Origin of the sequence: Enterobacter cloacae complex sp. BZL2005, assembly GCF_049238885.1 — a bacterium.
Lineage (GTDB): Bacteria > Pseudomonadota > Gammaproteobacteria > Enterobacterales > Enterobacteriaceae > Enterobacter > Enterobacter roggenkampii.
In genome coordinates this window covers 1-7370 of sequence record NZ_JBMKGI010000031.1, presented here as the reverse complement: position 1 = coordinate 7370, position 7370 = coordinate 1, and the positions used below count along the sequence as shown (strand labels likewise).

Annotated in this window: 5 protein-coding genes and 2 pseudogenes; 6 read left to right on the top strand and 1 reads right to left on the bottom strand. The window is 52.5% G+C overall.

Annotated elements, in window-relative coordinates; genetic code table 11:
* Positions 1 to 64 (bottom strand): hypothetical protein (locus tag ACOTXI_RS23900; protein WP_224471883.1); only part of this gene is annotated, 64 nt, incomplete at its 3' end.
* Positions 65 to 409: 345 nt separating this feature from the next.
* On the opposite strand from ACOTXI_RS23900, the gene pgaA reads away from it, so the two are divergent.
* The 6 genes and pseudogenes from pgaA to ACOTXI_RS23870 all read left to right on the top strand — a co-directional run.
* Entirely contained in the window at positions 410 to 2872 is a 2463-nt protein-coding gene (gene pgaA / locus ACOTXI_RS23895) for a poly-beta-1,6 N-acetyl-D-glucosamine export porin PgaA (RefSeq protein WP_045620097.1), read from the top strand.
* 9 nt (positions 2873 to 2881) lie between these two features.
* Positions 2882 to 4903 carry a poly-beta-1,6-N-acetyl-D-glucosamine N-deacetylase PgaB gene (pgaB, locus tag ACOTXI_RS23890; RefSeq protein ID WP_039025565.1) on the top strand — a complete coding sequence of 674 codons (2022 nt, stop codon included), beginning with the start codon at positions 2882 to 2884 and terminating at the stop codon, positions 4901 to 4903.
* Positions 4900 to 6234, top strand: coding sequence for a poly-beta-1,6-N-acetyl-D-glucosamine synthase (gene pgaC / locus ACOTXI_RS23885; protein WP_034167705.1), 1335 nt, complete (start codon positions 4900 to 4902; stop codon positions 6232 to 6234). Before pgaB ends, pgaC begins: the two co-directional genes overlap by 4 nt.
* Positions 6231 to 6737 carry a poly-beta-1,6-N-acetyl-D-glucosamine biosynthesis protein PgaD gene (gene pgaD, locus ACOTXI_RS23880; protein WP_034167704.1) on the top strand — a complete coding sequence of 169 codons (507 nt, stop codon included), beginning with the start codon at positions 6231 to 6233 and terminating at the stop codon, positions 6735 to 6737. The genes pgaC and pgaD overlap by 4 nt, the downstream gene beginning before the upstream one ends.
* 80 nt (positions 6738 to 6817) lie before the next feature.
* Positions 6818 to 6913: pseudogene (locus ACOTXI_RS23875) on the top strand ((4Fe-4S)-binding protein); the annotation flags it as partial.
* 63 nt (positions 6914 to 6976) lie between these two features.
* Positions 6977 to 7370: pseudogene (locus ACOTXI_RS23870) on the top strand (IS6-like element IS26 family transposase); the annotation flags it as partial.

Sequence of the window (7370 nt, the reverse complement as noted above, 5' to 3'; positions counted from 1 at the left end):
CTTTTCGGGTCTGACGGCGCTTAGTGCTGAATTCACTATCGGCGAAGGTGAGTTGATGGCTCATGATGTCCCTCTGGGATGCGCTCCGGATGAATATGATGATCTCAAATCAGGAACTTGTTCGCACCTTCCTTAGAATAACTTAGTCTAAAATCCTTTTTTTGCCTATGCATTATCTTATTACATAGCCACGAACTACGCTGAGTGATAAAATTCTCGAGTTTATGCCTTCTTTCCAATGATTAGAGGACGAGGCACGGGTAGTCAATAAGACGAAAGAATTAATTGCTTCATAACCCTATTACGAAATAAGCGGCAGTGCGTCTTACATGGTCGGCAACCGTCAGGGATTGACTGTAACTTATTGAAAACGCCTATTTTCACTATGATGTAAGATATAAGGGCAGATATGTTAAGTATGCGTCGACATGACAACTTCATTAAACGTTTTAAGTCTGTAAGCTGTTTATTTACGGCAAGCATTCTTTTCCCGATGCCAATCTCTGCGGCGGTATCAGATTATGACGCTTTGGTTATTGAAGCGCGGGGAGGTAATAGCGCACCGCTATTACGTTTCCTTGAGGATCAGGGAAAGAAAAGCGCGCTAACGCCAAATCAGGTTGCCGACTGGCTGCAAGTTTCCAGTTGGGTCGATAACAACGATAAAACCACAATTGAAATCTGGCAGCAGTATCGTGGACAGATGAATGTACCTGCCCGGGGCAAAGTCGCCGCTGCACGAGCATATCGCAACCAGAAGAACTGGAATGATTCTTTAGCCATCTGGGAAAGCGTTTTACAGGAAGAGCCTGATAACGTAGATGTACGTACCGGCTGGATAATGACGTTGGCGGATGCTCGCTACAATCAGCAAGCCCTTACTGAAGCGAATAAATGGGCGCAGGCGCATCCCGGGGCTGATTCTGATGCGCTACTTGCCTATGTCTACCATTCGCAGGGAAAAAACTGGGATGCATTGTTAGTTGCCAGCCAGGCGGATGACGTCGATCCAGGCAAAAAAAATGCAAAATCCACATTGCTGTCTGCGCTGTCAGCAAACCGCGTTTCCGGGCCCGCCTTAAATATGGCAGAGGTGGTACCAACTGCCGATCCGGTGAAGCGTCGCCTTGAGCTTGATGCGGCGGCTGAAATGGTACGTTCCTCTTATACCTCTGCGCGTAATGAAGAAGAGCGTTTTATCGTGGCTGATAAAGCGCTAGCCCGTTATGACCAGTTGCTGACTGCCTGGAAAGATGAGCCTTCTGCGCAGAATGATGTCCGTCGGGCCAGAATTGACCGCATGGGCGCCTTGCTGGTCCGTAAACGCACTTCTGAAGTGATTAGTGAATACGAATCGCTGTCTGCGAGCGGCGAGGTGCCAAACTACGCAAAACGCTGGGTAGCATCGGCATGGTTAAGCGAACGGCAGCCGGAAAAAACCGAAGCGATGCTGATGAGCATCTACTATCCGAACGGACCGATTCCGGTTACGCCGCTCGGTCCTGAGGATCAACAGGATCTGTTCTACGCGCACATCGATAATGAAAACTTTGATGCAGCTAAAAAACAGGTCGATGCGTTAATTAAAGACAGCCCATATCTGCGACGCATCTATGGTTCGCCAACGCCGCAGCCAAACGATAACTGGCTGCTGGGACAGTCGTTGCTGACGCAATATCATATCGCTGCCAATGAACTGCCGGAGGCAGAAAAACTCGCAGAGCATCTGGCGCGAACAGGCTCGGGTAACCAAGGGCTGCGCATATCCTATGCTTCTGTTCTTGAAGCCCGTGGACTGCCGCATGCGGCGGAGAAAGAGCTTAAACTGGCGGAAGTGATTGAGCCCAGTAACCTGGAACTGGAGCGTCAGCAGGCCTATGTGGCGCTGGATCTCCAGGAGTGGAAGCAGGCCGATGAACTGACGGATGACGTTATTGCTCGCAGTCCGGATGATGAAGCGACGCTGCGCCTCGCACGCATGCGTGATGTGCATAAAATGTCGGAAGTACGTATTAGCGGCACGCAGGGGATCTCGTCCGATAGCCCGGTCAGCGGTAAGAATGATTTCAACATCAACACGGCCATTTACAGCCCGCCAATTAATGACAACTGGCGACTGTTTACCGGATTCAACTTCGCAACCGGCGAGTTTGAGGAAGGGAAAGGGATTAGCCGCGATCTGGCGGCTGGTGCGGAATGGACTTCCCGTGATTACTGGGCCGAAATGGAAGTGTCTGGCCGAAACTATGGCGATGGGCAGAAAATAGGCGGTCGTCTTTCCGCCTGGCATGATTTCAACGATAACTGGCGCGTGGGCGGTTCGGCCGAGCGTCTTTCGCGCAACACTCCACTGCGCGCGCTGCGTAGCGGCGTATATGCCAACAGCGGCGATTTGTTTGTTCGCTGGTATCAAAACGAACGACGTGAATACCAATTGTCGTTTGCCGCATCACATTTCTCGGATGGTAACGATCGCATCGAATATGGGCTGAGCGGAAAAGAGCGCATGTGGACCACGCCGCGCTTTACGCTGGACTTTACCCCGGGTATCGGTGGGAGCACCAACACTAAAGAGAATGTGCCGTATTACAACCCTAAGAGTGATTTTTCCGTTGTGCCAGGCCTGAGCGCGGAACAGGTTCTTTACCGCCATTATGACACCGTGTGGACCCAGCAAGGCATAGCCGGAGTGGGTGGCTACTGGCAGCAAGGTGAAGACGTTGGCGCTATCGTTCAGGTGGGATATGGACAACGGCTCAAATGGAACAACGTCGTAGATGGCGGGGTGATGCTGGTTTGGGATAAACGCCCCTATGACGGTAAACGTGAGCGGAATATCTCCCTCGCTTTCGATTTAAATGTCAGGTTTTAAGGATTGTTCATGCTGAAAAGATGCCTGTGGCTTAGCGCATTAATCACTGGCTGGTTGATGATTACCGCGTGCAGTAGCGCGCACAATACAACGCCTCGCTATGTTCCTCCCGCAGAGAGAACGCCGTTGACGGCAGATCATCCATGGCCGAAAAACAGCTTCCTGGTGCTCGGCTATCATGATGTTGAGGATGGCGCCGCCGACCAGCGCTACCTCTCCGTGCGCACCAGCGCGTTGAGCGACCAAATGGCCTGGTTGCGTGATAATGGCTATAATCCGATTAGCGTGCAGCAAATTCTGGACGCTCATGACGGTAAAATTGTGTTGCCGGAAAAAGCGGTCTTACTCACCTTTGACGACGGATACAGCAGTTTTTATACCCGCGTCTGGCCGCTGCTGAAAGCCTACAACTGGCCTGCGCTCTGGGCTCCAGTGGGCAGTTGGGTTGATTCTCCAGCCAATAAAAAAGTCGATTTTGGCGGCTTAATGACGGCGCGAGATAAATTTGCCACCTGGAAGATGGTCGAGGAAATGGGCAAATCGCCGTTGGTGGAAGTGGGGGCGCACACCTGGAACTCGCATTTCGGCGCTGAGGCGAACCCGCAAGGAAGCAAAGAACCTGCGGTGGCGAATCGCCTTTTCGATAAGAAAACAGGGACTTACGAAACCGACGAACAGTACAATCGTCGCATTAATACTGATATCTCGCTGATCACCAATAAGATTAAATCGGTAACCGGGAAATCGCCGCGCGCGTGGGTGTGGCCTTATGGTGCGGCTAACGGCACCACCTTAAAGCTGGCCAAAGAACATGGCTATAAGATGGCCTTTACGCTCAATGAAGGGCTGGCGAACGCTGCGTTTCTTGATGATATCCCGCGCGTACTGATCTCTGATAACCCGTCTCTCAAGCGCTTTGCCAGTCAGGTTGCTCAGGTACGTGAACCACAAACGATGCGTGTGATGCACGTCGATCTGGATTACGTGTATGACAAAGATCCTGCCCAGCAGAAGCGAAACATCGACAAGCTGATCCAGCGTGTTTATGACATGCGCATTTCTCATGTCTTCCTGCAGGCGTACGCCGATCCTAAAGGCGACGGGAATATTCGCGAACTCTATTTCCCTAACCGCTGGCTGCCGATGCGTGCCGATCTCTTTAACTATATCTCCTGGCAGTTACAAACGCGGGCCGGGGTGACGGTATATGCCTGGATGCCGGTACTGGCTTTCGACCTCGATGCTTCCATTCCACGCGTGACGGCATGGGATCCGAAAACAGGACGCACTGCGATCAATCACGAGAACTATGTGCGTCTGTCTCCCTGGGACAGCGAAGCGCGTAAACGTATCACTGAAATCTATGAAGACCTGGCGAAGCATGCCAGCTTCAAAGGGATTTTGTTCCACGACGATGCTTTCCTGACGGACTTTGAAGATGCGTCACCGGAGGCGTTAGCCGCCTACCGCGCCGCAGGGCTTCCGGGAAGTATTGAGCAAATCCGTAGCAACCCTCAAACCTTCGAACGCTGGACGCGCCTGAAAAGTAAGATGCTGATCGACTTTACTAAGCAACTGACGCAATCGGTACGCAATATTCGCGGTCCGCAGGTGCAAACTGCCCGCAATATATACGCCATGCCGGTACTGGAGCCTGAAAGCGAAGCCTGGTTTGCGCAAAACCTGAATGATTTCCTCAATACCTATGACTGGACGGCACCCATGGCGATGCCATTCATGGAGCAGATCCCGGCTAATGATGCCAATGCCTGGCTCGACAGATTAGTCAATGCCGTTGCACAAACGCCCGGCGCGCTGGACAAAACCGTGTTTGAACTGCAGGCACGAGACTGGCGTAAATCCGGGGACGAGGCAGAAATCAGTGGAAAACAAATAGCCGAATGGATGCGCCAACTGAAACTAAGTGGTGCAGGTAACTACGGCTATTATCCGGATGATTTCATCAGCGACAAACCTGAGATGTCAGAGATTCGCTCGACGTTCTCCTCATACTGGTACCCGCAAAAATGACCGATCGCATTATTGCTTTCCTGATACTTTGCCTGATGTTCAGCCTGCCGTTTGGCGTGGCTGTCATCTTTACAGGTGAAGTCATGTTGAACTTCGTCTTCTTCTGGCCTTTATTCATGTCTGCATTATGGATAAGCGGCGGGGTCTATTTCTGGTTTTATCGTGAGCGTCACTGGAAATGGGGAGACGATACACCGCCACCGACGCTGGAGGGAAATCCGCTGGTTTCCATTTTGATCCCCTGCTTTAACGAAGGGATCAACGCGCGGGAAACCATCGGCGCTGCGATGGCACAGCGCTACAAGAATATCGAAGTGATTGCCATTAACGACGGTTCAACGGACGATACGCACGATGTTCTGGAACAGTTGGCGATTGAGTACCCCAGCCTGCGCGTCATTCATCTGGCTGAAAACCAGGGCAAAGCGCTGGCGCTCAAAACGGGCGCGGCCGCTGCGCGCAGCGATTACCTGGTGTGTATTGATGGCGATGCGTTACTGGATCGCGATGCCGTGGCGTATCTGGTCGCTCCGCTGATCCAGTTCCCACGCGTTGGGGCGGTAACCGGCAACCCACGTATTCGCACCCGTTCCACGCTAATCGGTCGTGTGCAGGTCGGTGAGTTCTCTTCCATTATCGGCTTAATTAAGCGTACTCAACGAGTCTATGGTCAGATCTTTAGCGTCTCTGGCGTAGTTGCGGCGTTTCGTCGTCGCGCGCTGGCCGAGGTGGGGTACTGGAGCCCGGACATGATCACCGAAGACATCGATATCAGTTGGAAGCTGCAATTGCGCCATTGGTCGATATTCTTTGAGCCGCGCGCGCTGTGCTGGATCCTGATGCCTGAAACGTTAAGAGGGCTGTGGAAGCAGCGCCTGCGCTGGGCGCAAGGCGGGGCGGAGGTGTTTATTGTTAACATGCGCCGTCTGTGGTCGTGGGAGTTCCGCCGCATGTGGCCGCTATTTTTCGAGTTCTGCTTTTCTACCACGTGGGCATTTGCCTATGCGATCAGTATCGTGCTGTTCCTGCTGGGACTGATGATCCCGATGCCGGACTCGCTGTATGTTCAACATCTGTTCCCGCCAGCCTTTACCGGACTTATTCTCGGCGTGGTCTGCTTAATACAGTTTGCGATAAGCCTGATGATTGAACGACGCTATGAAAAAGGCATTGGCGCCTCATTGTTCTGGATAATCTGGTTCCCGGTGGTGTACTGGCTGTTGAGCCTGTTTACCACGTTGGTGTCATTCCCGAAAGTGATGCTCAAACGCAAACGCGGCAGGGCGCGCTGGGTGAGTCCTGACCGTGGAATAGGGAGGATCGAATCATGAGTCAGCCGCTGATCTTTACGGAGCGGCGTCTGCTGCCGCGCATCATTGACGTTCTGTTAACGATTTTTGCCTGGGTTGGATTTTTATACTTAATCTACAAAGGGCTGATTACGGCCCTGGCGCATTCACCGTATATGGGCGTGCGTCCTTTTTTCACCACGCTGGATACGGTCACGTTTTACATCCTTGTCGCGCTGGTCAACGGACTGGTGCTGATCGGCTGGGCGAAATACAACCAGTTTCGTTTTCGGGTGGAGCGTCGCAGTCGCAGACCAGGACTGGAAGACCATGAGCTGGCGGAAAGTTTACGTATTACCCGTGAACTGGTTACAGAGTTGAACAAAGCGAGGGTGCTGACGGTCCATCACCATGAGAATGGCGAAATCAGTCATATCGATGTGGACAAGCACATCGCCGATAACCGCCTGCCGCCGCCGACGCCTGCAATGCTGGAATATTTGCCGCCGGAGCGGGAGCCATTGTTACAGAAAAGGCCCGAGTGATATTTCTGCTACCCGCCACTTCCCTCAGCCTCGCATCGGTCTATGATTAGACTCAGACAATAAAAATGCGAGGTAATGTCGTGGAAAAGGAACTACTGGAGGCAGGTTACCGGGCCTATACCGGCGAGAAGATTGACGTCTACTTCAACACGGCGATATGTCAGCATTCAGGAAACGGCACTGTTGCAAATAGTCGGTGGTGATAAACTTATCATCCCCTTTTGCTGATGGAGCTGCACATGAACCCATTCAAAGGCCGGCATTTTCAGCGTGACATCATTCTGTGGGCCGTACGCTGGTACTGCAAATACGGCATCAGTTACCGTGAGCTGCAGGAGATGCTGGCTGAACGCGGAGTGAATGTCGATCACTCCACGATTTACCGCTGGGTTCAGCGTTATGCGCCTGAAATGGAAAAACGGCTGCGCTGGTACTGGCGTAACCCTTCCGATCTTTGCCTGTGGCACATGGATGAAACCTACGTGAAGGTCAATGGCCGCTGGGCGTATCTGTACCGGGCCGTCGGCAGCCGGGGCCGCACTGTCGATTTTTATCTCTCCTCCCGTCGTAACAGCAAAGCTGCATACCGGTTTCTGGGTAAAATCCTCAACAACGTGAAGAAGTGGCAGATCC

What these genes read in the sequence shown, in the direction of transcription:
- pgaA (WP_045620097.1), top strand. Translation starts at nt 410, where the DNA reads ATGTTAAGTATGCGTCGACATGACAACTTCATTAAACGTTTTAAGTCT.
- pgaB (WP_039025565.1), top strand. Translation starts at nt 2,882, where the DNA reads ATGCTGAAAAGATGCCTGTGGCTTAGCGCATTAATCACTGGCTGGTTG.
- pgaC (WP_034167705.1), top strand. Translation starts at nt 4,900, where the DNA reads ATGACCGATCGCATTATTGCTTTCCTGATACTTTGCCTGATGTTCAGC.
- pgaD (WP_034167704.1), top strand. Translation starts at nt 6,231, where the DNA reads ATGAGTCAGCCGCTGATCTTTACGGAGCGGCGTCTGCTGCCGCGCATC.